The organism is Thermus sp., assembly GCF_040290245.1.
Taxonomy (GTDB): domain Bacteria; phylum Deinococcota; class Deinococci; order Deinococcales; family Thermaceae; genus Thermus_A.
The window spans coordinates 1-23,098 of sequence record NZ_PSMQ01000025.1 but is presented as its reverse complement, the minus strand read 5'-3'; the positions used below and the strand labels follow the sequence as shown (position 1 = coordinate 23,098).

Genomic DNA, 23,098 nt, shown 5'->3' with positions numbered 1-23,098 from the left:
GCGCGCTTGCGCGCGAGGATGAGGAAGTGCTCCTGGATGGAGATCGCGTACCAGCGGCTTCTAGAGCAGTCCTCCCGGTGTTCCCTTCGGGAAGCAGCCCGGTGTTCCCTTCGGGAAGCAGCCCGGTGTTCCCTTCGGGAAGCAACCGGGTAGAAAGCTCGTTTCTGGCGCCCGTATTGGGCGCAGCGGATCCGTTTGACTCTGACTTCCTGGATGCCCCGAAAGGTGCGCAGCTTGCGTCTGCGGTAGCCCCCGCTCTCCTCTCGGTGTTTGCTTCGCAAAGCAACACGGGTGGCTCCGCACTGGGGACAGGGTACAATGGAGCTCGGGGAGTCCTTAGTCGGCTTCTCGGTGTTTGCCCCTTCGGGGCAAAGCAGCATGGCAGAACCAGACTAAGGGCTCCCCTCTTACTCAACCGAGTTTTTTACATGACCCCAGAATAAGGACTCACTTATTCTAAATGGTTTGACAAACATGCATAGCCTGGGTAAAGTAATTCTGAAAGGAGAAAGGAGGGTGTTATGCGAAACCATTTGGATCGTAGGTCACTCCTCAAGCTTTTAGGTGCTGTAGGCGCGGCAGCAGTCTTCCGGCCGGGGCTGGCCCAGACCTCAGCCCAGGCCGAGGAAGCCCTTCCCTCCTTCACTGGGCCCGGGCCTAACCCTTACTGGAACGGGGTTCTCCCCTTCGTGGTCTATCCTCAAAAACTTCCCCTGCTTCGCCTGACCGACCGTGGCATTCAACTGGAAACCCCCAGGTCATACTTTCGTACCGCTTTTACCCCCAACGAGGCCTTTTACGTCCGCTACCATCTGGACGAGATCCCCAACGAGATCGACCTTGCCACTTGGCGGCTCAAGCTGGAAGGCAACTTCGAACGGCCGATGGAGCTTTCCTTCCAGGACCTCCTCACCCAGTTTGAGCCCGTCTCCATCGCCGCCGTCAACCAGTGCTCGGGAAACTCCCGAAGCCGCTTCCAGCCCAGGGTCACCGGCGGACAGTGGGGCAATGGGGCCATGGGCAACGCCCTCTGGACCGGGGTTCGCCTAAAGGACCTCCTGAAAAAAGCAGGGGTTAAGGCAGGCACGGTCCAGATCCAGTTCGAAGGACTGGATCGGGGTAAGGGCCCGGAAAATCTGGGCTCGGGAAGATTTATGAAATCCTTAGACCTCAATGACCCCGTGATCGAGGAAACCATCCTGGCCTACCTCATGAACGGGGAACCCCTGCCCATGCTGAACGGCTTTCCCATCCGGTTGGTGGTGCCTGGCAAGTTCGCCACCTACTGGCTCAAGCACGTGACCTGGATCCGGGCCCTTACTGAAGAGGACAAGAACTTCTGGATGGCCACCGCCTACCGGATACCCGACACCCCCAACGGTTCCACCACCCCCGAGGACGTGGCCGCAGGAAGGGTAAAAACCGTCCCAATCGGGAAGGTCAACATGCCGGTCCGGTCCTTCATCATAGACCCCGACGGATCCTACCCTCTGGTGGCGGGGCTGCCCGCTAAGATCCGGGGCATCGCGTTCAGTGGGCACGGCCGGGTGGTGAAGGTGGAGGTCTCCACCGACGGGGGTAGGACCTGGGGCATCGCCGCGCTGGGCGAGTATTACGGCCCTTACTCCTTCCGCACCTACGAATACACCTGGACACCGAAAGCCCCGGGCACCTATGTGCTGGCGGTCCGGGCCACGGACGAAAAGGGGAATGTCCAGCCGGACACCCCTGTTTGGAACCCGGGCGGGTACCTTTGGAACAAGATCGAGCGCCAGGAGGTCGTGGTCCTGGCTGCAAAGTAAGGAGGGAGCATGAAGCGGTTCTCGTACGCCCTTGTCCTTCTGGCCCTTATTGGCTTGGTGGCCGCTCAGGGCCTTCCTGGTGTGGTCAGCTCGGGCAGCTATACCGTGGGCGGCCTGGGGATGATCCTCCAGCCCAAGCCCGCCGCTCTAAGCGGAGGCACGGTCTACCGGGTGGGGGCCTGGCCCCTGTACACCGCGGAGCTGGCGGACGGCCCTGGGAAAGAGCTGGTTATGGGGTACTGCAGCGTCTGCCACAGCGTAACGTACATCACAATGCAGCCTCCGCTCAAGGACTGGGCCCCCACGGTGAACAAGATGATCAAGACCTACGGGGCTCAGATCCCCGAAGACGCTGTCAAGCAGATCCTGGCCTACCTCCAGGCCTACTATTCCGTCCAGACCCGGAAGCAATGAGCCGTATCCTCTCCCTCCACCTGGGGCAAGGCGAAGGCCTGCCCAAGCCCCAGGTGGAGGCCTTGACCCTGGTAGCGGGCTTCGGAGCCTTGGGGGACCGGCACGCGGGCAAGGACCCGGACCGGGCGGTCCTGGTGGCCGGGCTTTCCGCCTACGAGAAGGCCCGAAAGGCGGGGATAGAGTTGCCCTATGGGGCCCTAGGGGAGAATCTCCTCCTGGACTTAGACCCCCATGAACTTCCCATAGGGAGCCGGCTTCGGGTGGGAGAAGCGCTTTTGGAGCTGGCCCAGGTCTGCACGGTGTGTAAAAGCCTCTCCCAGTTTGACCTTCGCCTTCCCAAACTCCTCTACGGCGGACGGGGGGTCTACGCCCGGGTGCTCGAGGGGGGCGTGGTCCAGGTGGGGGACCCTGTAGAGATTCTGGTCAACGTCTAGATACGCCCTTCAAACCCCCACAAGGCGGAGCGTCCCAAAAGCCCAGTAGGCAGGACGCTCCGTCTTTGGCTCGTTTAGAACCTCAATCCGGCCTTCCGCCTTGGATTCCACCTCGCCCAGGGCCTTGAGGTAGTCCATAAAGCTTTCCGCGTCGGAAAAGCCCGTGTCCACCCGGTACCCTTGGGCGTTTTTAAGCACCTCAAACCCGTCCCCCCCAGCAGCGATGAAGCTGTTTACCACCACCCGGTAGGTGGCCTCGAGGTCCAAGGGCCCAAACCCCTTCTCCCCCTTCACCTCCACCCGCACCACGCGGCTTCCTGCGGGCTTTGCCAGGTCAAAGGCGTAGCGGAGCCCTGAGACCTGAAGGAACCGGCCCGCCCCTTGCTCCCACTGGGAGACCCCATTCTCCAAGGCCGCCAGGATCTCCCGACCTTTGAGGTCCATGACCACCAGGGTGTTCCCAAAGGGCAGAACCTCGTACACCTTTCCTATGGTGATGGGTCCAGCGGGGATGCTGGCCCGGATGCCCCCTCCGTTTTGCAAAGCGATCTGAACCCCCGCCGGCTTGGTCTTCCAGACCATTCCATCCGCGATCAGGTTGCCCAGGTTGCTCTCCCGGCGCCTCACGATGGCCCGCTCCCCCACCAGGTCCACCTTGGCCCGGGCGATAACCTGTTGGAAAAGGGCCTGAACGGGAAGGGCGAGGGTCTTTAGGGCCTCCTTGGCCAGGGCATCCTCCGGCGCCACCTCAGGGGTCATCAGGAGGGCCTCCCCCTTGTAGGCGAGAACCTCCCCCAGGGGGCTAAACTGGACCTCCAGGACCCCCACCACCTTTCCCCATTCCCAGGCCTGGAGCACCAGGACGTCCTTCCCCTCGGGGTTTTTGACGACCGTGGGATAAGGACCCACAGGCGAAAGCTCCTTGTGCGGGAAGCTCCCAAGGAGGGTGTGGGAGTGGCCGCCCACGATGACCTGAACCCCCACGAGCCTGCGGGCGAGCTTCAGGTCCTCCCCATAGCCCAGGTGGGAAAGGACGAGGATCTTCCTGATGCCCCGGGCGAGAAGCTCGTACACGGCCTTCTGCGCCGCCTCATAGGGGTCGAGAAACCGCACCGTGGGTCCGGGGTTGGCGATGATCGCCGTGTCCGGAGTGGTCAGGCCGATAACGCCCACCTTCTCCCCACCTACCCAGAGCACGGTGTGGGGAAGGACAAGGCCCTTTAGGGCTGGCTCCTGGGAAACGTCGGTGTTGGCAGAGACCACCTTAAACCGCGCGCCTTGCAAAAACTCCGATAATGGCCTCGGCCCCAGGTCAAACTCGTGGTTGCCCAAAGCCATCACCCGGTAAAGGGCCCGGTGCATGAAGTACCGGTCTGCCAGGCCCCGGTACTGGTTGAAGTACAAGGTGCCCTGAAACACATCCCCCGCGTCCAAAAAGAGGGGGTTTTTGGCCTTGGCCCGGAGTCGGTCAAACAAGGCGATGCGCTGGGCCACTCCCCCCACCCGCGTCCTTTTACCCGAGAGGGTGAGCTCCACAGGCTCGAGGTGGGCATGGGTGTCGTTGGTGTGGACCAGGGTCAAAGTGAAGGCCCCTTGGGCCCGCGAAAACCCCAAAAGGCCCATGCCCACGGCCAGGCCCCCCTTCAAAACCTCCCGCCTTTTCCACATGATCTACCCTCCTTTGGGCACTATACCCCATCTTGCATCAGGCCAGGGGTCAAAGAAAAATTCATACCCCGCTTTGGCATAGTGTTCGGCAGAAAATGGCTTTATGTTTAAGACAAGCTTGACATTTAGCAAGATAAGGCGGTACACTTCTCCGCAGACCGGGGGGCAAAAGGCCTTCTCGGCCAGAAGGAGGGGAAAGAATGGAATACACGAAGGCCGAGATTTTAAAAGAGCTTAAGGCAAAAAATGTTAAGTTTTTGCGCCTTCAGATCATCGACATCCTGGGGGTGGTCAAGAACGTGGAGGTCCCCGAGTCCCAGTTTGAAAAGGCGCTGGACGGGGAGATCATGTTCGACGGCTCCTCCATCGAGGGCTTTACCCGGATCGAGGAGTCGGATATGCTCCTCAAGCCCGACTACAATACCTTCGCCATCCTCCCCGATGCCCTCGAGGACCCCAGCCGGGGCCGGGTGGCCCGGCTCATCTGCGACGTGGCCTACCCCGACGGCCGGCCCTTCGAAGGCGATCCCCGCTACGTCCTGAAGCGGCAGGTGGAGCGGCTCAAAAAGCTTGGCTTTGACAACATGTACGCAGGTCCAGAGGCTGAGTTTTTCCTCTTCCTCAGGTCTCCCGATGGCCTACCCACCGTGGAAACCCACGACAAGGCCGGCTACTTTGACCTCGCTCCCCTGGACAAGGGCGAGGAAGCCCGGCGGGATATGGTGAATGTCCTGGTGGCCATGGGGTTCGAAATCGAAGCGGACCACCACGAGGTGGCACCAGGCCAACACGAGATCGATTTTAAATATGCCGATGCCCTCCGGACCGCCGACAACCTCTCCACCTTCAAATGGGTGGTCAAACGGGTGGCTTTAAACCACGGCCTACACGCCACCTTTATGCCCAAACCCATCGCGGGCATCAACGGAAGCGGGATGCACACCCACCTCTCCCTTTTCAAAAAGGGGGAGAACGCCTTCTTTGACCCCAAGGCCGAGCACCAGCTCTCCAAAACCGCCCTTCACTTCATCGCCGGTCTTCTGGAGCACGCGGACGGGATGGTGGCCATCACCAACCCCTTGGTGAACTCCTACAAGCGCCTCACCCCCGGATACGAGGCTCCCACGAACATCGCCTGGAGCGCCTCCAACCGATCCGCCATGATCCGCATCCCTGCCCGCCGGGGCGTGGGCACCCGGGCCGAGCTCCGCATGCCGGACCCTTCGGCCAACCCCTACCTGGCCCTGGCGGTGATGCTGGCTGCAGGTTTAGACGGGATTGAAAAGGGCCTTCTCCCGCCTCCACCCATCCAGCGCAACATCTACAAGATGACCGTGCGGGAAAGGCGCAAACACAAGATCCGGGAGCTTCCCGGTACCCTGAGGGAAGCCCTGGAGGCCCTGCGCAAGGACAAGGTCATCCAGGAGGCCCTGGGCGACCACGTCTACACCCACTTTGTCCAAGCCAAGCAGATAGAGTGGGACGAGTACCGGGTTACTGTACACCAGTGGGAGCTGGACCGGTACCTGGCCACCTACTAACCCCGTTCCCCGGAGGCCTGACCCGCCCCGGCAGGATGATCCTGCCGGGGTGTGCATAAACCTCACAGGGGGAGGCATTGACAAACCACCCCCCCCTGCCTTTAGAATGGGGCCGCAACGTTTGGGCTTCAGGAGGTAGATATGAGGAGACTCGGCGTTTTGGCAGCAGGTGTGGCCGCCTTGGGAATGGCCCTGGGCCAGGCGAACGTCATCAAAATCGCGACCCAGTCCCCCCTCTCAGGGCCCCAGGCCGGGCTGGGGGAACAGATCAAGCTCGGGGCGGAGCTCGCGGTGGAAGAGGCCAAGGCCCGGTTCAAGGCCCTGGGCTTTGACCTCCAACTCGTCCCCTATGACGACCAGGCCAACCCGGACATCGGGGTAGGCAACGCCAACCGCATCATCAACGACCCCGATATCCTAGGCGTGGTGGGCCACCTGAACTCCGGCGTGGCCATCCCCTCCAGTGAGGTCTACGCGCGGGTGAACCTGGTCATGGTCTCTCCCGCCAACACCAACCCCAGGGTCACAGAGCGGGGCTTGAAGAACGTCTTCCGCATCTGCGGCCGGGACGATGTCCAGGGGCCTGCGGGGGCAGAGTACGCCTTCCAGAACCTCCGGGTGCGGAACGTCTTTGTCATCCACGACAAGACCGCCTACGGCCAGGGGCTTGCCGAGGAGTTCAAAAAGCGGTTTGAAGCCCTGGGCGGCAAGGTGGTGGCCTTTGTGGGCACGGAGGAAACCTCCAACTTTGTTCCCCTCATCAACCAGATCCGGAGTGCCCGTCCCGCCCCCCAACTCATCTACTTCGGGGGCATTTACAGCCAGATCGGCCCCTTCGTGAAGCAGCTTCGGGAAAGGGGCTTGTACACCCGGCTCATGGGCGGCGATGGCCTGGACTCCAGCGAGTTTGAACGGCTGGCGGGCTCGCAGGCCGCCAAGGGCACCTTCTACACCAGCGTGGCCGGTCCCGTTTCCGCCTTCCCCAAGGCCAAGGCGGTGGTCCAGCGCTTTAAGCAAAAGTACGGCAAAGACATGGAGGGTTTCGGGGTCTACGCCTACGACTCGGCGAACGTGATCATCACCGCCATCGAGAACGCCATCAAGGCAGCGGGCGGCAAGAAGCCCACCCGGGACCAGGTGACCGAGATGGTGGCCAAGACCAAGCTGGAAGGCTTGACCGGCACCATCGAGTTCAACTCTAAGGGCGACATCAAAAAGGCAAAATACTTCGTCCTCCAAGTGGCGGGCACGGGCAACTGGGCGGACAACAAGCTGATCCGGGTCATCGAGGTGGCGGCCCCCTAGACGGGGCATAGCCCCTCGGATGCGGGGTGGCGCACGCCACCCCGCATCGTCCGGAAGAAGGGGGGCCAGGTGCTGGAACAGATTCTATCCATCCTTCCCCAGGTCATTTTTGACGGCTTCCTCCTGGGTTTTGTCTACGCCATGGTGGCCTTGGGGTACACCATGGTCTACGGCGTTTTGGAGCTCATCAACTTCGCCCACTCGGAAATCTTCATGATCGGGGCCGTGGTGGGAGTAGAGGTCTTCCGCCTTCTGGCCCCGGCGGTCCCAAACGGGTTCTTGCTCCTCCTCATCGCCCTGGGGATGGGCGGGGCCATCGCGGGCGGAACCGCGGTCCTGGTGGAGCGCTTCGCCTACCGGCCTTTGCGCAAGCGGGGGACCACTAACCGCCTGGTGCCTCTGGTTACCGCCATCGGGGTTTCCTTCATCCTCCAGGACCTGGTGCGCCTCATCGAGGGGCTCTGGCACAACGAGTTTTTCCTCCGGATGCGGACTGTCGAGAACCTCGAGGGCTCCTTTCAACTCCTTGGGATCTTCATCCAAACCAAGAGCGTGATTCTCATCCTGGTCTCGGTCGCGATGCTCTGGGGCCTGACCTACCTGGTGAACCGCACCAAACTGGGCATGGCCATCCGGGCGGTTGCCCAGGACATCCCCACCTCGAGCCTGATGGGCATCAACCCCGATCAAATCATCTCCCGCACCTTCCTGATCGGCGGCTCTTTGGGTGGGGTGGCGGGGGTCCTCTTCGCCTTGCAGTACACCACCGTGACCCCCTATGTGGGCTTTCTGCCCGGCATCAAGGCCTTCACCGCCGCGGTCTTGGGTGGGATCGGCAACCTCCCCGGGGCCATGGTGGGCGGGCTGGTCCTGGGGCAGCTGGAAAACTTCTTTGGCACATACCTCCCCCTCCTGACCAACAACAACTTCGGAACCGAGTACAAGGACGTAGTGGCCTTCCTCATCCTCATCTTCATCCTCCTCTTCCGGCCCCAGGGGCTTCTGGGCCAGATCGTACGGGAGAAAGTATGAAGGTGCCAGCCTTTTCCGCCTACTTCCTCAGCCTGGCCGCCCTCCTTCTGAACGTGGCCTTCCCCGGCACGGCCTCCGCTTTGTTCGGCGTCTTGGTCCTAGCCCTTGCCGCCTTCACCCCCCTTCCCCCCAAGGGGCGGAGCCTCCTCCTCGCCCTCCTCACCCTGGCCTTTACCCTGGGCCTGGTGAAAAGCGGAAACACGGTGGGGCTGATCGGCCTGGTCGGTGTCCTCACCGCCACCATCACCCTGCCCATCCCCCGGGCCTTCCAGGTGGGTTTAGGGGGGGCCATCCTCCTCCTGGCCGTGCCCATGGCCGGGTTTGCCAATACCTTCATCTTTGAACTGGGGATCCAGATGGGCATCTACGCGGCCATGGCCTTGGGCCTCAACGTGGTGGTGGGGATGGCGGGCCTTTTGGATCTGGGGTACGCCGCCTTCTTCGCCGTAGGGGCCTACACCTGGGCCATCTTCGGCTCAGCACAAGCCAAGAACTTCCTCCAGGGGAACTTTCCTCTCCCAGGAGAGTACTTCTACCTTTTCATGCCGGTCGCCATCGTCACCACCGCCATCACCGGCCTCCTCATTGGCCTCCCTGCCCTGAGGCTCCGGGGGGACTACCTGGCCATCGTGACCTTGGGCCTGGGGGAGGTGGTGCGGATCCTGGCCAACAACCTGGACCACCCGGTGAACATCACCAACGGCCCTCAGGGCATCACCCCGGTGACCCGCCCCCCCATCGACGGGTTCCGCACGCTCATGCAAGGCCTGGGGGTAGGGCTGGACCGGACCACGGACTACCAGCTCTTCTTCTACCTCCTGGTCCTCCTCCTGATCGGCCTGACCGTCTACATCAACGTCAACCTGGCGAACTCCCGCTTCGGCCGGGCCTGGGTGGCCATCCGGGAGGACGAGACCGCGGCCCGGGCCATGGGAATCCCCCTCCTGCCCACCAAGCTTCTGGCCTTTATGACCGGGGCCGCCTTCTCAGGAACGATGGGCGTGGTCTTTGCCGCTCAACGCACCTTCGTCTCCCCTGAGTCCTTCACCCTCCTCGCCTCCATCAGCATTTTGGCCATGGTCATCCTGGGAGGGATGGGGTCCATCCCGGGGGCTATCCTGGGTGCGGCGGCGGTGACGATCTTGAACCTGGACGTGCTCAAGACGCTTTCGGAGTACATGCGCACCGCTTTCCCCACCCTACCTTCCCAGGTGGACCCGGCGAAGTACGAACGCCTCGTCTTCGGCATTATCCTGGTCTTAATGATGATCTTCCGGCCGGAGGGGCTCATCCCGGAAAAACGGCACCTGGCCGAGCGGGAGGAGGCATGAAGGCCCTCGAGGTCCAAAACGCCACCAAGCGCTTCGGCGGTCTGGTGGCGGTGAACAACGTCTCCTTGAGCGTCAACCAAGGGGAGATCTTCTCCATCATCGGGCCCAACGGGGCGGGCAAGACCACCCTATTCAACCTGCTGACCGGAATCTACACCCCGGACGAGGGAAGGGTTCTCCTTTTTGGCAAGGATATCACGGGGTTCTCCCCGGACAAGGTGGCCCAGCAGGGCATTGGCCGCACCTTCCAAAACATCCGCCTCTTCGGGGGAATGACGGTTTTGGAAAACGTCCTGGTGGGGCATCACATCCACACCCGGGTCCCCTACTTCCATGCCCTTTTCCGCACCCCCCTAGCGCAAAGGGAGGAGCGAAGGGCCAAGGGAGAGGCCCTGGCCCTTTTGGCGTACCTGGGCCTGGAAAAACGGGCGGGGGAGTTGGCCAAGAACCTCCCCTATGGGGAGCAAAGGCGGTTGGAGATCGCCCGGGCTTTGGCCCTTAAGCCCCGCCTCCTCCTTCTGGACGAGCCTGCAGCGGGGATGAACCCCCAGGAGACGGAGGAGCTCAAGGCCATGATCCTAAGGCTCAGGGCCGATCTGGGCCTGACGGTGGTCCTCATCGAACACGACATGCGGATGGTCATGACCCTCTCCGACCGGATCGCTGTTTTGGAGTATGGGGCCAAGATCGCCGAGGGAAGCCCCGAGGAGGTGCGCAAAAACCCCCGGGTCATCGAGGCCTATCTGGGCAAGGGCGCAGCAGGGGGGGCCGCATGAGGGTGCTCGAGCTCAAGAACATCCACACCTACTACGGCCACATCCACGCCCTAAAGGGCATTTCCCTCACCGTGGAGGAGGGGGAGATCGTGACCCTCATTGGGGCCAATGGGGCCGGGAAGAGCACCACCTTGCGCACCATCAGCGGCCTAGTCCGGCCACGCTCCGGGGAGGTCCTTTTCCTAGACAAGCCCATCCACCGCCTCCCCGCCCACGAGATCGTGGCCCTGGGCATCGGACACGTCCCTGAGGGAAGGCGGGTCTTTCCCCGGCTTACCGTGGAGGAGAACCTCGAGATCGGAGCCTATCTGGAGAAGGACCCCAGGGTGATTAAGGAGCGCAAGGAAAGGGTCTTCGCCCTCTTCCCCCGGCTTTATGAAAGGCGAAACCAGAAGGGGGGAACCCTCTCCGGGGGCGAGCAGCAGATGTTGGCCATCGGCCGGGCCCTGATGCAGGACCCCCGCATCCTCCTGATGGACGAACCCTCCATGGGCCTGGCCCCGGTGCTGGTGGACTTCATCTTTGAGACCATCCAGAACCTGAACCGGGAGGGGAAGACCATCCTCCTGGTGGAGCAAAACGCCCGCCTGGCCCTTCAGATCGCCCACCGGGGGTACGTTTTGGCCACGGGGGAGGTCACGCTCTCCGGTCCGGCCCGGGAGTTGGCGCAAAACCCAGAGGTGCAGAAGGCGTATCTGGGGGAGGCGTGACGTAGTATACTCTGTACGTCCAAGGGGGCTAACCCCAGAAAGGAGACCGTATGAAACAGCTTCTCATCGGCATCTTGACGGTAGGCGCTTTGGGGCTCGGCCTAGGGCAAAAGGCCCTGGTCTTCGGCCACAACGGGGAACCCGTGAGCCTCGAGCCCGGCAACATCACGGACGGCATCTCCATCTACGTCCAGCGGCAGATTTACGACACCTTGGTGGATTTCAAACCGGGGACGACGGAGCCGATGGCCGGGCTCGCGGTAAGCTGGTTTGCTTCCCCGGACGGAAAGGTCTGGACCTTCCGTCTGCGCCAAGGGGTGAAGTTCCAAGACGGCACCGACCTGGACGCGGAGGCGGTGAAGTTCAACATCGAGCGCTGGTGGGACCCCAAAAACCCCACCCGCATAGACGCCGCCGCCCGGTATGAGATCTGGCCTGAGCTCTTCGGTGGGTTCAAGGGCGACCCTGGCTCCATCCTCAAGGAGATCCAGGTGGTGGACAAGTACACCCTCCGCTTTGTCCTCTCCCAGCCCTTCCCCGCCTTCCCGGCAGCCATCGGCTCGGGGTATTTCGGCATCGCAAGCCCCGCGGCCATCAAGAAGGACGGAGCCAGGTACGGCTCCCCTACGGGCAGCGCTGTGGGCACCGGGCCTTACCGGCTTGTGGAGTGGAGGCCTGGGGACCAGATCGTTTTGGAGAAAAACCCCTACTACTGGAAGAAGGGCTACCCCAAGACGGAGCGGGTGGTCTTCAAGATCATCAAGGACCCCGCAGCCCGGCTGGCGGCTTTGAAGGCGGGCACGATTGACTTCACCACCGATATCCCGCCCGCCAACCTCAAGGACATCGAGTCCGACCCTAACCTGAACGCGGTTTTCCGGCCCTCCTTCAACGTGGGGTACCTGGCCCTCAACCCCAGCCACAAGCCCCTGTCGGACGCCCGGGTGCGCCGAGCCATCGCCATGGCCCTCAACAAGAAGGCCATCGTCCAGGCCTTCTGGGGGAAGCTGGGCGTGACGGATGGCCACTTCACCCCCCCTTCCATGAAGGCCTACCAGTCCCCCAAGGTCACGGACTACGAGTACAATCCCCAGAAGGCCAAGCAGCTCTTGGCCGAAGCGGGTTACCCAAATGGGTTTGACCTGGAGCTCTGGTACATGCCGGTCTCGAGGCCCTACTTCCCAACCCCCAAGGAGATCGCCGAGGCCATGGCCGCGGACCTCTCCACCCTTGGCATCCGGGTGAAGCTCCAGACCAAGGACTGGGCCACGTACCTCGCGGACCGGAAGAAGGCCCCCGGCTTCCAGGCCTACATGCTGGGCTGGACTGGGGACTACGGCGATCCCCAGAACTTCTACGACCCCCACTTCGCAAGCCCCATCGCCGACCTGTTTGACCCCAGTGGTAAGCCCTTGGAGATCAAGGAGCTGAACGCCCTCCTGGTCAAGGGGGCCACCACCTCCAACCCGGAGGAGCGGAAGAGGATCTACCAGCAGGCGGATGAGCTGACTTTTGAGCTCGCGCTGCGCGTACCCATCGTCCACTCCCAGCCCCTCCTCGCCAAACGGAAGAACCTTTCGGGCTGGGTGCCCTCGCCTTTAGGCTCCGAGTCCTTTGAGGAGATCGTGAAGCGCTAACCCCTCCTGGCCCCGGCCTGGGCAACCCCCAGGCCGGGGGTTTTCCTGAAGATCAAAATGTGGAGCTACTTTCTCAGAAGACTCTTTGGCCTTTTTCCCGTGCTCTTTGGCATCACCCTTCTGGTCTTCATGTTTTTAAAGCTCATTCCCGGGGATCCGGCGGTGGCCATTTTGGGCGAACGGGGAACCCCTGAGCAGGTGGAAGCCTTAAGGGAAAAGCTGGGGCTGAACCGCCCCCTTCCCGAACAGTACCTCGCCTTCGTCCACCGGGTCCTCACGGGCGACCTGGGGGTGAGCGCGGTCTCCACCATCCCGGTAGGCGAGGAGCTCAAGCGGCGCTGGCCCGCCACGTTTGAACTATCCTTAAGCGCCATCCTGGTGGCGGTCCTTCTCGGCATCCCGGCAGGGATTCTCGCGGCCATCCGGAAAAACACCCTTTGGGACAACCTCTCTATGGGCTTCTCTTTGATGGGGGTCTCCATGCCGGTCTTTTGGCTGGGCCTCCTTTTGGTCTATCTCTTCGCCGTCCACCTCCACTGGCTGCCCACGGGCGGGCGGCTTTCCACCGAGGCCGGCATCGGCTTCCAACCGATCACAGGCTTTTACGCCTTAGACGCGCTTTTAAGGGGAGATCTCCGCCTTTTGGCCGACGTCCTCGCCCACCTCATCCTGCCCGCCCTAACCCTGGGGACGATCCCCCTGGCCATCCTGGCCCGCATCACCCGGAGCGCCATGCTCGAGGTCCTGTCCCAGGACTACGTGCGCACCGCCCGGGCCAAAGGCCTCGCCGAGCGGCGGGTAATCCTCAAGCATGCCTTTAAAAACGCCCTCCTCCCAGTGGTAACCGTGGTGGGCCTCCAGTTCGGAACCCTTCTGGGCGGGGCCATCCTTACCGAGACCATCTTCTCCTGGCCTGGCATCGGCTCGTACATCTACGAGGGTATCCTTAACCGGGACTACCCCGTGGTCCAGTCCGGGGTCCTGGTGGTGGCCCTGGCCTTTGTCCTCATCAACCTCCTGGTGGACCTCTCCTACGCGCTTTTGGACCCGCGCATCCAGTACAGGTGAGACCATGGAGACCCCCTTTCGACAGGCCCTGCGCCGCTTTTTCAAGTCCCGCTCTGGACGGGTGGGGCTTCTCCTCACCTTTTTCGTCGTCTGGCTGGCCCTCCTCATCCCCTTCCTAAAGCCCTATGACCCCTCTACGGACCGTGACTACCTGAACCGCCTGAAGCCACCCAGCCTCGAGCACCCCTTTGGAACCGACAACCTGGGCCGGGACGTCTTCATCCGAACCCTGCACGGAAGCCGCATCAGCCTCCAGGTGGGCCTCCTTTCCGTGGGCTTGGGGCTTGGCGTGGGAACCCTCCTGGGCCTTCTGGCTGGCTTCTACCGGGGGTATGTGGAGGTGCTTATCGGCTGGCTCACGGACATCCTCCTGGCCTTCCCTGGAACCCTGCTCGCCATCGCCATCGTAGCCATCTTCGGCCCCAGCCTCCAAAACGCCATGCTGGCCATCGGGGTGGTCCAGATCCCCGTCTACATCCGCCTGGCGCGGTCCATGGTCCTCTTCCTGAGGGAGCTGGACTTCGTCCAAGCGGCGGAGGCCCTCGGGGCCTCTTCCAGCCGGATCCTGTTCCGCCACATCCTTCCCGGTACCCTGCCCCCCCTGGTCGTCCAGGCCACCTTGTCCATAGGAACCGCCACTTTGGAGGCCGCCGCCTTGGGCTTCCTTGGCCTGGGGGCCCAGCCCCCCGCCCCCGAGTGGGGGGCGATGATCGCGGACAGCTTCAAGGGGGGCTACGCGATGAACGCCCCTTGGACGATGGTTTTCCCCGGCCTCTTCATCATGCTTACGGTTCTGGCCTTCAACCTTCTAGGGGATGGTCTTCGGGATGCCCTGGACCCCCGGGCAACAACCTGAAGAAAAAGTAAAGACCTGCGCTCTCTTTGGCAAGTATGATGGGCGTATGCGGCGGCGGATGCTTTGGCCCCTTTTCAGCCTCCTTCTTCTGGGGTGTGAGGTCACCCTGGAAGGGGGATACCGGGTGGGGGAAGCCCAGCTCCTCTTCCCCGAGGCCACGGAGCGCTGGACCTACTTCTACGGGGAACCGCGGGAGGTCCAGCTCGGGGAAAAGACCCTGCAGCTTACAGAACCCAGGGGGGAAAGCCTCTGGGCGGTTCCGGGGGCCCTTTTCGTGAACGGCCTTCCCCTTTACCGCGAAACAGGCCCCGCCCTGGCCCCCGTGGGGGAGACGGTCCGGGGTGCCTTCGGGGGACGGCTTTTGGTTCGGGCCAGAACCGATCTGGCTAGCGTATGGCTGTATGACGGGGCAGGCTGGATCAAGCTGGCGGAGAACCTGGCCAGGGGCCAAGAAGCGGTCCTCCCACAGCCCGGCACCTACACCACCCCCAGTTTTGCCCAGCTCCTCGACCGGGAGACTCAGGTCCTCCTGAGGGAGGTCCTGGCCCGGCGGGGAGGAAGGCAGGTGGTGGTCTATGAGCTCAAAGAACCCGTCTTGAAACCCCTTCCCCTGAAGCCCACCCCCCTTTCCTACCGGGCCCAGGCCCTGGGCGTGCAGTACGGTATAGGGGTGGAGATCTTCCTTCCCCCCCCAAGCCCCAGCTACCGCGTCTTGGATAAGGGGCAGATGAGCGGGTACAACGAGCAGACCCCCAAGGCCCTCCTGGCCCTGGGCCCGAACCGCTTTGCGGAAGGGTGGAACCTGGTGGTGGCGGGCCGCATCCCCCGCCCCCCTGCCCCCCAGGTGGATTTCCGGAGCCGGGCGGTGGCCTTCTTCTTCTGGGGGGTTAAGCCCACAGGGGGGTATGGCCTGGAGGTGGTGGGGGTGAGCCGGGTGGGGGATACCGCCCGGGTGGTCCTGAGCCTCACCACCCCTCTCCCTGGGGCCATCGTGACCCAGGTCCTTACCAGCCCCTACGTGGTCTTGGAGCTCGAGCGCGTCCGTAAGGTGGTCTTCACTGACCAGTTAGGCCGGGTCCTGGCCGAGGACAGCGAGTAGCGACCCCACCAGGTAAAGGCTTCCCGTGGCCAAGACGGGAAGCCCATCTTTTTTGGCCGCCTCCACCGCGTGGCCCAAAGCCTCCTCGGGTTCCTCGAAAAAGGGCTCCCCAAGCTCCCTTCCTAAGGCCCCCTCCCCCGCCCGGGTGTAACGGACGCTTCGCGCCTTGGGCAGGAGGTGGCCCAAGACCCCTTTCACATCCTTGCGCGGGAAAGCCCCGAAGAGGAGGTGGTAGGCGGGAAGCTCCCGGGCCAGGGCCTGGGCCGCCGGAGGGTTGTGGGCCCCGTCCAGAAGAAGGCGCACCCCCTGGTACGGGACCTCCTGCATCCGGCCCGGGTGGCGGGCCCCCTGCACCCCCTGGGCGATGGCCTCTTCGGAAAAGCCGAGGAGCCTGAGGGCAGCCGCGGCCAGCCGGGCGTTCTCCTCCTGGAAGGCCCCCTTTAAGCGGGGCGGGGCGGGGAGGGCGAACAGGGGGTCCTCTGGGTCTAGGACATAAAGGGGAGAGCCCTTTTCCGCCGCCACCTTCCGGGCCACCTCCAACCCCACCCCCCGGGCCCCCGTGACCACAGGAACCCCCTTTCGAAAGGCGCTGGCCTTCTCCCAGGCCACGCTCTCCAGGCTGCCCCCCAGGGCCTCCAGGTGGTCCTCCCCCACGTTCGTCAAAACGGTGACCGCCACACGGGCCAGGGCATTCGTAGCGTCCAGCCCCCCTCCCACCCCGGCCTCCACTGCGGCCAGAAGCACCCCCGCTTTTCGGAAGTGAGCGAAGGCCAAGGCGGTGGCCAGGTCAAAGAAGGCCGGGGGTTCCGGGAAGGTCTGGCCCCTAGCCCAGTCCACAAAGGCCACCACCTCCTCCATGGGAATCCATCCCATATGGGTGCGGATCCGCTCCCGGAAGTCCAGAAGGTGGGGGCTGGTGTAGGCCCCAAAGGGCATCCCCGAGCTCCGGAAGGCCGCCTCGAGGTAGGCCACCACGCTCCCCTTGCCGTTGGTTCCCAGAACGTGGATGGCAAGGAAATCCGCCTCCGGCTGGCCCAGCCGGGAAAGGAGGGCCCGCACCCGGGAAAGCCCCCTCGGGCCCTGGCGCCTTTGGGCAAAGAGCCAGGCCAGTGCCCTTTCGGACTCACCGGGCGTACTGGAGCGCATACAGCTTAGCGTAGTACCCTCCCTTTTTCAAGAGCTCCTCGTGCCTCCCCTCCTCCACCAGCTCCCCCTTGCGGAAGACCAAAACCCGGTCTACAAACCGGATGGTGGCCAGCCGGTGCGCGATGACCACCGAGGTCCGCCCTTCCATCACCCGCTTCAAGGCCTCTTGGATCCGGGCCTCCGTCTCGGCATCCACGTTGGCCGTGGCCTCATCCAGAATGAGGAGGATATCCGGGTTGGCCAGAAGGGCCCGGGCCAGGGCCAGAAGTTGCTTCTCCCCGGTGGAAAGCCCAGCCCCCCGCTCCCCGAGGGGGGTCTTGTACCCCTGGGGAAGGCGGAGGATAAACTCGTGCGCGCCCACGAACTGGGCGACCTCCACCACCTTCTCCTCCGGAATGGACTCATCAAAAAGGCGCAGGTTGTCCAAAACGGTGCCCGAGAACAAAAAGGGCTCCTGGAGGACGATCCCCACGCACCGCCTCAGGTCCTCCTGGCGGTAGGACCGGGCATCTAGGCCATCCAAAAGGATCTGGCCCTCCTGAGGGTCGTAAAACCGGGTGATGAGGCTGACCACGCTGGACTTCCCCGCCCCCGTGGCCCCTACCAGGGCCACCTTCTCCCCGGGGCGGATGTGAAAGGAGACCCCCTTCAAGACCCAGTCCTTTTCCCCGGGCCTTACGCCCTTGGGGGTGTAGGCGAACCAGACGTCCACAAACCGGATCTCCCCCTTAAGCCGCTCCACCCGCCGGGCCTGTGGAGCGTCGTGAATCTCCTCCTCCGCATCCAAGAGGGCAAAGATGCGCTCGCTCGAGGCCATGGCCCCCTGGAAGAGGTTAAACTTGTCCGAAAGGTCCTGAAGCGGTTGGAAGAACTGCCGCACGTAGTCTACAAAGGCCACGAGAAGCCCCAGGCTCACCGCCCCCTGGATCACCCGGCCGCCCCCAAAGTAAAGGACCGAGGCCACCGCAAGCTCGCTCAAAAACCCCACCAGGGGGAAGAAGAGGGCGAACCAGCGGACGATCTCCACCCAGGCCATCAGGAGGTCCCGGGCCAAGCGGTCAAACTTCTCCTCCCGCTCCCGTTCCTTGACGAAAAGCTGAATGGTGGAGGCCCCGGCCAGGTTCTCCTGAAGGGCGGCGTTCACCCGGGCCAGGCGGAGGCGCATCGTCCGGTAAGCCTCCCGCATGCCGTTTCGCACCCAAAGGGTGGTCAGGATCAGGATGGGGGTGATGAGGAGGGCCACCAGGGTAAGGCTTGGACTCAAGGCCAGCATAAAGCCCAGAAGCCCGAACAGAAGGAAGAAGTCCGCGATGAGCCCCACCAACCCCCCGGTGATGAACTGGTTGATGGCGTCCACGTCCGAGGTGATGCGGGTCATGAGCCGGCCCACGGGGTTCCGGTCGAAAAACCCCAGGTGCAGGCGCATGAGCTTGGCGAAGATCTCGCTCCTAAGGTCAAAAAGCACATGCTGTCCCACCCAGTTGATGAGGTAGGCCTGGGCGTAGACCGCGGCGAAGTTCAAAGCCCGGACCGCCACAAACCCCAGGCTCACCAGAAGAAGGAGGTGGTACCGCTCGAGGAGGGGCCTGGCCTCCCGGGGCAGAAGGGCCCCATCGATCGCCCACTTGAAAAAGAGGGGGGTGGCGGAGGCGGTCAGGGTGGAGACCAAAAGGGCCAACAGGGCCAGGCCCACCTGGAGGCGGTAAGGGTAGACGTAGACAAGGATCCGCCGCACGAGGCGGAGGTCGAAGGACTTCTTGAAGGCCTCCTCCTCCATCACTCCACCTCCTCCTTTAAATGCTGGATGCGGTCCAGCTCGGCGTAGAGGCCTCCAGCCTCGAGGAGGCTTTCATGGGTTCCCTCCTCGACGATCTGGCCGTCCTCTAAAACGATAATCCAGTCCGCATGCCTCAAGGTGGCGGTGCGGTGGGAGATCAGAAGGGTGGTCTGCCGGCCCAGAACCGTCTTAAGGCCCTGGAGGATGCGGGCCTCCGTCTCCGTGTCCACCGCGCTTAAGGCATCGTCTAGGATAAGCACCTTAGGCCGCTTGGCCAGGGCCCGGGCCAAAGCCACCCGTTGGCGCTGCCCTCCGGAAAGGGTTACCCCCCGTTCCCCAAGAAGGGTTTCGTACCCATTGGGGAAGCGCTGGATCTCCTCATGGATCCCCGCCAGCCGGGCCGCCTCCACCACCCGGTCCATCTCCACCCGTTCCAGACCAAAGGCGATGTTCTCCGCAAGGCTCTCGCTGAACAAGAAGGGCTCCTGGGGCACCACCCCCACCGCCTTCCGGAGTTCGGCCAGGGAAAGCGCCCGCACATCCACCCCATCCAAAAGGACCCGGCCCTTCGTGGGGTCCAAAAGCCTGGGAATAAGGCTGAGCATAAGGCTCTTCCCCGCCCCCGTCCTCCCGGTGATGCCCAGGGTCATCCCCGGCGGCACGGTCAGGGTAAGGTCCTTCAAAAGGGTCCGGCCTTCCAAGGTAAGGGAGACCCCTTCGAACCGCACCCCCCCCTCCAAGGCGGCTTCCTTGGGGTTCGAAGGGCTTTGAACCCGGGGCACGGTGTCCAAGAGTTCGAAAAGGCGGCGGGCGCTGGTAAGGCCCCTCTGGTACATGGAGAGCACCCACCCCAGCCCCAAAATGGGCCAGGTGAGCTGGGCCAGGTACGCGTTGAACTGAACCAGCTCCCCCACGCTGAGCTGGCCTTGGATGACCAGTCCGCCGCCCAGCCAAAGCACCACCAGGAAGGCGAAGCCCATCAAAAACCCCAGAAGGGCCTGCATGGGCCCCTCCACCCGGGCCAGGGCCAGGCTCTTCTGGATATAGGCGCGGTTCAGGGCCTGAAAGCGTTCCAGCATCTTCTTCTCCAGGGCGTACCCCTTGACCACCCGAATGCCGGAAAAAGCCTCCTGGGCCAGGGTGCTCACCTGGTCGAAGACCTCCTGGCTTTCCCGGTAGCGGCGGTCCACAAGCCGTAGGAGGTAGGCCATGACCAAGAAGATCATCGGGAGGATAAGGGAAAGGACCAGGGCCAGGCGGAGGTTAACCAAAAACATGGACAAAAACGCCAGCCCCACCATGAAGGTAAGCCGGCTCCCCATCATGATCCCCGGGCCCACCATCTCCCGCACCGCCGAAAGGTCGGTGTTCAGGCGGTTCATCAGGTCTCCCACCCGGGTCTTTTGATAGAAGAGAAGATCCAACTCGAGGAGGTGGTGGAGAAGGTCTTTCCTAAGGTCATACTCCACCCTCCGGCTCGCCACCACCGCCAGGCGGCGCATCCCCCAGTTGAAGACCGCCCCCGCCCCTGCGGCGATCACCATGAGAATAGCGTAGAGGGCGTACCCCTCCTTCTTCTGCAGCGCATCGATGGCCTGGCGGAGAAAATAGGGGGAAAGGAGGGCAAACCCGATGGAGAGAAGCCCCAGCCCCACCCCGCCCAGGTACCGAAGAAGATAGGGGCGCAGGTAGGGCCAGAGCCGGATGAGGACTGACCGGTCGGTCATAAGCTCCAGTCTACTCCAAAACCGCCTGGCGGAGGGCGGCCAAGGCCTCGCCCCACTCCTCCCCCAGGGTGAGGAAGACCCGGGGCTTGTGCGCCCTTCGGGCGGCCTTTCTCATAAGACCGGGAATAGGGGGGCAGGTGTACGAGGAGATGTAGGCCAGGGCCTTGACCCTGCCCAGACGGTCCAGGTAGTGGCTCTGGCCCAGGAGCTCGAGGTCCGTGGGCAACACCACCCCTAGCCCCAGCTTGGCCCCCTCCGCCCTCAGCTTTTCCGGGGGGAGGTCGGCGAAGTAAGGGGTGAGGCCGTGCGGCGCGAAGGCCTCCGCCACCTCCTTCCGGAAGGCGGGGTCCTCCACCAGGTAGGGCTGGGCCACCACCCCTACGGGCCCTGGGCCTGGGGGATTTCTGAGGGGCTCCGGGGGGGTGAGGAGCCGACGGGTCCGATCCAGGGCCCGGTGGGCCAGCATGGGGTTTTGGGTGAGGAACTGGCCGATCTCCGCCGCCCGGCCCAGGGCCTGGGAAAGGTCCGCGGGGACCTTCAAGACGGGAGGCGGACCTGGAAAGTACCGCAAAAGGGCCGCCTCTAGGTCGATAAGCCAGGGGCACTGCCCCCCACCCTTTTCGCTCTCCACCCCGCCTTGGAGGTCAGGCAAAAGCAGGTAGTCCACCCCCTTTGCCTTGAGGGCCTCCACCTGGAAGAGGAGCTCCTGGACCGGGCGGCAGAAGGGCAAGGGGAGGGTTTGGCGCTGGGCCTTCAGGACCTCCACCCCCAGTTCCCTCAAAAACGCTTCCCAGAAGCCCAGATACCGGCGGGAGAGAAAGCCTTCGACGACGCCGATGCGCATACGCCTTATCCTACGCCAAGGGCCTCTAAAAAGGCCAGGAGGGCTTTTTGGCCCAGGTAGAGGCTCTTTGCCTCCACCCACTCCCTTGGGGTGTGGGCCTCACCCCCCCGGTAGACCCCGAAGCCTAAGGCGGGCAGACCCTTTTCCACGCCGGCGGAGGCATCGGTGGAGCCGCAGACGAAAAGGGGCCTCTCCCCCACGGCCCCAAGCCCCCGCCGGGCCGCCTCTAAAAGGACCGAAGTGGCGGTCTTCCCCGCAGGCCTCCGGCCCAGAACCTCCAGCTCCACCTCGAGCCGGTGCGCCCTGGCCTTCTCGTGGAAGAGCGCCGTAAGGGCCTCCTCGAGACGGGAAAGCTCCCTTGGGTCGGTGGAGCGGACCTCCAGTAGGGCCTCCGCCCGGCGGGGTATGGCGTTGACCGCCTCCCCCCCTTCCAGGCGGCCCACGTTCAGGCTGGCCTCCACCGGGGAGAGATGGATCCGGTAGGCCTCCGCCACCGCCTCCGCCAAGGCTAAAACCGGGTTCGGCCGTCCCCGCTCCCCCCAGGCATGCCCCCCGGGGCCCAGGAAGGCCACCCGGAACCGGACCGAGCCCAGGGCCCGGTCCACCACCATGGGCAGGTACCCGTCCACCGCCACCACCACCTTGGGCCTCAAGGCCTCCACCAAAGCCCTCGCCCCCCGGAGGTTCCCCAGCCCCTCCTCCCCTACGGTGAAGGCCCGGACCACCCCGGGCAAGGCGGGCAAAGAGAGGAGGACCGCCACCCCGCTGGAGTTATCCCCCACCCCTGGCCCGTAAAGCCGTCCGCCCAGGCGCCTGGGCGGCACCGGAGGCAGAACCGTGTCCAGATGGGCCAGAAGGAGGATTTGACCTTCCCCAGCCCAGACGTTGCCCAAGGTATCCCGCCTGCCCCCTGGGAGCTGGCCCAGAACATACGCCCCCCGGGCCTCCTCCCCCACGAGGCCCGCTAGGGCCAGAAGATGGGCCAGGGGGTCAGTCATCCGGGGGCTCGGCCAGGCCTTCCCGGATGGCGTAGAGGGCGGCCTGGGTTCGGTTGTTCAGGTGAAGCTTCTGGAAGATCTCGGAGAGGCGGTTCCGCACCGTCTTCTCGGAAAGGGAAAGCTCCGCGGCAATCTCCAGGTTGGTGTACCCTTGGGCCACCAGGCGGAGGATCTGGATCTCCCGCTCGGAAAGCTCCGCGTGTAGCCCGGGGGCCTCTTCCCTTTTGGCCTTGAAGTCCTGGATAATCTGGCCCGCGAGCTCCGCATCCAAAAGCACCTCCCCCGCGGCCACCCGACGGATGGCCTCGATGAGGGTCTTGGCGTCCGTGTCCTTAAGTAGATACCCCCGGGCCCCCGCCTTCACCGCCTCAAAAACGTAGGCATCCTGGCGGTACATGGTAAGGATGATGACTTTAGCCTGAGGCCACTCCTTGAGGATCTCCTGCGTGGCCTGCACTCCGTCTAGGCTTGGCATCTGGATATCCATGAGGATCACGTCCGGCCTGGCCTCGAGGGCGTGGCGAAGGGCCTCCCGGCCGTCCTTGGCCTCCCCTATGACCTTGAAATCCCCTTCCGCCTCCAAAAGGCTCTTAAGCCCCTGCCGGAAGAGGGCGTGGTCATCCGCGAGCAGGATGCGAATCACCTTCCCATTGTACAGTGGAGGGATGGAGGTTTTGGTGGAGAAGCTGGTTCCCACAGGGCTTGGCCTGGCCCGCTCGGAGGAGGGGGCCATATTTGGGGGAAAGGGTACGGGGTAGGCCGGTGCGGAAAAGAGGGGCCTGGTTTTTGGAAGAAGTGGAGGTGCTAAACCCCAGCCCCCTCCGCCACCGCCATCCCCTTCCCCCTTCCGCGGACCTGCCCCTGGTCTATGAGGCCCAGCTTCCCCTCAAGGAGGGGTTTGTCCGGGAGAGCCTGGAGCGGATCGCCCGCCTC

Annotated in this window: 20 protein-coding genes and 2 pseudogenes; 14 read left to right on the top strand and 8 right to left on the bottom strand. The window is 63.7% G+C overall.

Annotated elements, in window-relative coordinates; translation table 11 throughout:
* Positions 1-281: pseudogene (locus C4301_RS05215) on the bottom strand (hypothetical protein); the annotation flags it as partial.
* Between the two features lie 240 nt (positions 282-521).
* On the opposite strand from C4301_RS05215, the gene C4301_RS05210 reads away from it, so the two are divergent.
* The 3 genes from C4301_RS05210 to C4301_RS05200 are packed head-to-tail and all read left to right on the top strand — an operon-like array spanning position 522 to position 2,650.
* The gene (locus tag C4301_RS05210) at positions 522-1,802 is read left to right on the top strand and encodes a molybdopterin-dependent oxidoreductase (protein ID WP_352414048.1); all 1,281 of its coding nucleotides are present in this window, start codon (positions 522-524) and stop codon (positions 1,800-1,802) included.
* Between the two features lie 9 nt (positions 1,803-1,811).
* The gene (locus C4301_RS05205) at positions 1,812-2,216 is read left to right on the top strand and encodes a sulfide dehydrogenase (protein WP_352414047.1); all 405 of its coding nucleotides are present in this window, start codon (positions 1,812-1,814) and stop codon (positions 2,214-2,216) included.
* Positions 2,213-2,650, top strand: coding sequence for an MOSC domain-containing protein (locus C4301_RS05200; protein WP_352414046.1), 438 nt, complete (start codon positions 2,213-2,215; stop codon positions 2,648-2,650). Before C4301_RS05205 ends, C4301_RS05200 begins: the two co-directional genes overlap by 4 nt.
* 9 nt (positions 2,651-2,659) lie before the next feature.
* Here C4301_RS05200 and C4301_RS05195 read toward each other — a convergent pair whose 3' ends face one another.
* Positions 2,660-4,318, bottom strand: a complete 1,659-nt coding sequence (locus C4301_RS05195; protein ID WP_352414045.1) for a bifunctional metallophosphatase/5'-nucleotidase — start codon at positions 4,316-4,318, stop codon at positions 2,660-2,662.
* A 200-nt stretch (positions 4,319-4,518) separates the two neighbouring features.
* On the opposite strand from C4301_RS05195, the gene glnA reads away from it, so the two are divergent.
* The 10 genes from glnA (at position 4,519) to C4301_RS05145 (ending at position 15,673) form a co-directional block, all read left to right on the top strand.
* Positions 4,519-5,859 (top strand): type I glutamate--ammonia ligase, encoded by a 1,341-nt coding sequence (gene glnA / locus C4301_RS05190; RefSeq protein WP_352414044.1) that lies wholly within the window; start codon positions 4,519-4,521, stop codon positions 5,857-5,859.
* Positions 5,860-6,000: 141 nt separating this feature from the next.
* On the top strand, positions 6,001-7,164 hold the full coding sequence (locus C4301_RS05185) for a branched-chain amino acid ABC transporter substrate-binding protein (RefSeq protein WP_352414043.1): 1,164 nt from the start codon (positions 6,001-6,003) through the stop codon (positions 7,162-7,164).
* Between the two features lie 69 nt (positions 7,165-7,233).
* Positions 7,234-8,196 (top strand): branched-chain amino acid ABC transporter permease, encoded by a 963-nt coding sequence (locus C4301_RS05180; protein WP_352414042.1) that lies wholly within the window; start codon positions 7,234-7,236, stop codon positions 8,194-8,196.
* A complete protein-coding gene (locus tag C4301_RS05175; RefSeq protein ID WP_352414041.1) occupies positions 8,193-9,527 on the top strand; it encodes a branched-chain amino acid ABC transporter permease in 1,335 nt (444 codons plus the stop codon). Before C4301_RS05180 ends, C4301_RS05175 begins: the two co-directional genes overlap by 4 nt.
* Positions 9,524-10,303: an ABC transporter ATP-binding protein gene (locus C4301_RS05170; RefSeq protein ID WP_352414040.1), complete on the top strand. Its 780-nt coding sequence runs from the start codon at positions 9,524-9,526 to the stop codon at positions 10,301-10,303. The genes C4301_RS05175 and C4301_RS05170 overlap by 4 nt, the downstream gene beginning before the upstream one ends.
* On the top strand, positions 10,300-11,013 hold the full coding sequence (locus C4301_RS05165) for an ABC transporter ATP-binding protein (RefSeq protein ID WP_352414039.1): 714 nt from the start codon (positions 10,300-10,302) through the stop codon (positions 11,011-11,013). Before C4301_RS05170 ends, C4301_RS05165 begins: the two co-directional genes overlap by 4 nt.
* Positions 11,014-11,063: 50 nt before the next feature.
* Complete coding sequence (locus tag C4301_RS05160) at positions 11,064-12,650, top strand: ABC transporter substrate-binding protein (RefSeq protein WP_352414038.1); 1,587 nt, start codon at positions 11,064-11,066, stop codon at positions 12,648-12,650.
* Between the two features lie 57 nt (positions 12,651-12,707).
* Positions 12,708-13,718, top strand: coding sequence for an ABC transporter permease (locus C4301_RS05155; protein WP_352414037.1), 1,011 nt, complete (start codon positions 12,708-12,710; stop codon positions 13,716-13,718).
* A gap of 4 nt (positions 13,719-13,722) precedes the next feature.
* The gene (locus tag C4301_RS05150) at positions 13,723-14,574 is read left to right on the top strand and encodes an ABC transporter permease (RefSeq protein ID WP_352414036.1); all 852 of its coding nucleotides are present in this window, start codon (positions 13,723-13,725) and stop codon (positions 14,572-14,574) included.
* A 46-nt stretch (positions 14,575-14,620) separates the two neighbouring features.
* Positions 14,621-15,673, top strand: a complete 1,053-nt coding sequence (locus tag C4301_RS05145) for a protease complex subunit PrcB family protein (RefSeq protein ID WP_352414035.1) — start codon at positions 14,621-14,623, stop codon at positions 15,671-15,673.
* Here the strand turns inward: C4301_RS05145 and C4301_RS05140 are convergent.
* The 6 genes from C4301_RS05140 to C4301_RS05115 are packed head-to-tail and all read right to left on the bottom strand — an operon-like array spanning position 15,641 to position 22,808.
* A complete protein-coding gene (locus C4301_RS05140) occupies positions 15,641-16,819 on the bottom strand; it encodes a bifunctional folylpolyglutamate synthase/dihydrofolate synthase (RefSeq protein WP_352414034.1) in 1,179 nt (392 codons plus the stop codon). The genes C4301_RS05145 and C4301_RS05140 overlap by 33 nt on opposite strands.
* Entirely contained in the window at positions 16,797-18,596 is a 1,800-nt protein-coding gene (locus tag C4301_RS05135) for an ABC transporter ATP-binding protein (protein ID WP_352414033.1), read from the bottom strand. Before C4301_RS05135 ends, C4301_RS05140 begins: the two co-directional genes overlap by 23 nt.
* Complete coding sequence (locus C4301_RS05130; protein WP_352414032.1) at positions 18,596-20,323, bottom strand: ABC transporter ATP-binding protein; 1,728 nt, start codon at positions 20,321-20,323, stop codon at positions 18,596-18,598. Before C4301_RS05130 ends, C4301_RS05135 begins: the two co-directional genes overlap by 1 nt.
* Before the next feature lie 10 nt (positions 20,324-20,333).
* Entirely contained in the window at positions 20,334-21,167 is an 834-nt protein-coding gene (locus C4301_RS05125; RefSeq protein WP_352414031.1) for a hypothetical protein, read from the bottom strand.
* Positions 21,168-21,172: 5 nt separating this feature from the next.
* A complete protein-coding gene (locus tag C4301_RS05120) occupies positions 21,173-22,165 on the bottom strand; it encodes a M20/M25/M40 family metallo-hydrolase (RefSeq protein WP_352414030.1) in 993 nt (330 codons plus the stop codon).
* On the bottom strand, positions 22,158-22,808 hold the full coding sequence (locus tag C4301_RS05115) for a response regulator transcription factor (protein WP_352414029.1): 651 nt from the start codon (positions 22,806-22,808) through the stop codon (positions 22,158-22,160). The genes C4301_RS05120 and C4301_RS05115 overlap by 8 nt, the downstream gene beginning before the upstream one ends.
* Positions 22,809-22,830: 22 nt before the next feature.
* Between C4301_RS05115 and C4301_RS05110 the strand changes: the two are divergent.
* Positions 22,831-23,098: pseudogene (locus C4301_RS05110) on the top strand (RNA methyltransferase); the annotation flags it as partial.

Excerpts from the sequence above, each read along its gene's own strand:
- C4301_RS05210 (WP_352414048.1), top strand. The coding sequence starts at position 522 with ATGCGAAACCATTTGGATCGTAGGTCACTCCTCAAGCTTTTAGGTGCT.
- C4301_RS05205 (WP_352414047.1), top strand. The coding sequence starts at position 1,812 with ATGAAGCGGTTCTCGTACGCCCTTGTCCTTCTGGCCCTTATTGGCTTG.
- C4301_RS05200 (WP_352414046.1), top strand. The coding sequence starts at position 2,213 with ATGAGCCGTATCCTCTCCCTCCACCTGGGGCAAGGCGAAGGCCTGCCC.
- C4301_RS05195 (WP_352414045.1), bottom strand. The coding sequence starts at position 4,318 with ATGTGGAAAAGGCGGGAGGTTTTGAAGGGGGGCCTGGCCGTGGGCATG.
- glnA (WP_352414044.1), top strand. The coding sequence starts at position 4,519 with ATGGAATACACGAAGGCCGAGATTTTAAAAGAGCTTAAGGCAAAAAAT.
- C4301_RS05185 (WP_352414043.1), top strand. The coding sequence starts at position 6,001 with ATGAGGAGACTCGGCGTTTTGGCAGCAGGTGTGGCCGCCTTGGGAATG.
- C4301_RS05175 (WP_352414041.1), top strand. The coding sequence starts at position 8,193 with ATGAAGGTGCCAGCCTTTTCCGCCTACTTCCTCAGCCTGGCCGCCCTC.
- C4301_RS05170 (WP_352414040.1), top strand. The coding sequence starts at position 9,524 with ATGAAGGCCCTCGAGGTCCAAAACGCCACCAAGCGCTTCGGCGGTCTG.
- C4301_RS05165 (WP_352414039.1), top strand. The coding sequence starts at position 10,300 with ATGAGGGTGCTCGAGCTCAAGAACATCCACACCTACTACGGCCACATC.
- C4301_RS05160 (WP_352414038.1), top strand. The coding sequence starts at position 11,064 with ATGAAACAGCTTCTCATCGGCATCTTGACGGTAGGCGCTTTGGGGCTC.
- C4301_RS05155 (WP_352414037.1), top strand. The coding sequence starts at position 12,708 with ATGTGGAGCTACTTTCTCAGAAGACTCTTTGGCCTTTTTCCCGTGCTC.
- C4301_RS05150 (WP_352414036.1), top strand. The coding sequence starts at position 13,723 with ATGGAGACCCCCTTTCGACAGGCCCTGCGCCGCTTTTTCAAGTCCCGC.
- C4301_RS05145 (WP_352414035.1), top strand. The coding sequence starts at position 14,621 with ATGCGGCGGCGGATGCTTTGGCCCCTTTTCAGCCTCCTTCTTCTGGGG.
- C4301_RS05140 (WP_352414034.1), bottom strand. The coding sequence starts at position 16,819 with ATGCGCTCCAGTACGCCCGGTGAGTCCGAAAGGGCACTGGCCTGGCTC.
- C4301_RS05135 (WP_352414033.1), bottom strand. The coding sequence starts at position 18,596 with ATGGAGGAGGAGGCCTTCAAGAAGTCCTTCGACCTCCGCCTCGTGCGG.
- C4301_RS05130 (WP_352414032.1), bottom strand. The coding sequence starts at position 20,323 with ATGACCGACCGGTCAGTCCTCATCCGGCTCTGGCCCTACCTGCGCCCC.
- C4301_RS05125 (WP_352414031.1), bottom strand. The coding sequence starts at position 21,167 with ATGCGCATCGGCGTCGTCGAAGGCTTTCTCTCCCGCCGGTATCTGGGC.
- C4301_RS05120 (WP_352414030.1), bottom strand. The coding sequence starts at position 22,165 with ATGACTGACCCCCTGGCCCATCTTCTGGCCCTAGCGGGCCTCGTGGGG.